This is a genomic window from Actinomadura vinacea, assembly GCF_039532545.1.
Classification (GTDB): domain Bacteria; phylum Actinomycetota; class Actinomycetes; order Streptosporangiales; family Streptosporangiaceae; genus Spirillospora; species Spirillospora vinacea.
The window spans coordinates 1-514 of the sequence record NZ_BAAARW010000062.1; the positions used below are offsets into that span (position 1 = coordinate 1).

General features: G+C 72.4%; 1 protein-coding gene. It reads left to right on the plus strand.

Annotated features, from left to right (window positions below; genetic code table 11):
* Positions 1 to 39 precede the first annotated feature (39 nt).
* The coding region (locus tag ABD340_RS47795) for a transposase (protein WP_344598858.1) at positions 40 to 514 on the plus strand (475 nt) is incomplete at its 3' end.

Below are 514 nucleotides of genomic sequence, written 5' to 3' on the forward strand. Positions count from 1 at the left end.
CGGGCGGATGCGGCAGCGCTGATCACCTGGGAGGTGAGTGTGGACTCCACCATCGCCCGGGCGCGTCAGCACGCCGCCGGAGCCCGCACCCGGCCGGAGGAGCAGAAGGAACCTCCGGGCGGAGCCGGTGATGAGCCCGCCGATCCCGCGCTGGGCCGGTCGCGAGGCGGGCTGACCACCAAGATCCACCTGTCCTGCGAGCAGGGCCAGAAGGTGTTGTCCTTGCTGGTCACCGCCGGTCAGCGCGGCGACTCGCCGCGGTTCCGGGCCGTCCTGGAGGCGATCAGGGTGCCCCGGATGGGCGTGGGCCGTCCGCGCAGACGACCGGACCGGGTCCGGGCCGACAAAGCCTACAGCTCCCGCGCCAACCGCGCCTACCTGCGCAGACGTGGTATCGGTTGCACCATCCCACCCAAGGCCGACCAGCTCAGGCACCGTAAGAACCGAGGTCGCCACGGCGGACGCCCGCCCGCGTTCTGCGCACTGGACTACCGGCAGCGCCACGCCGTCGAGT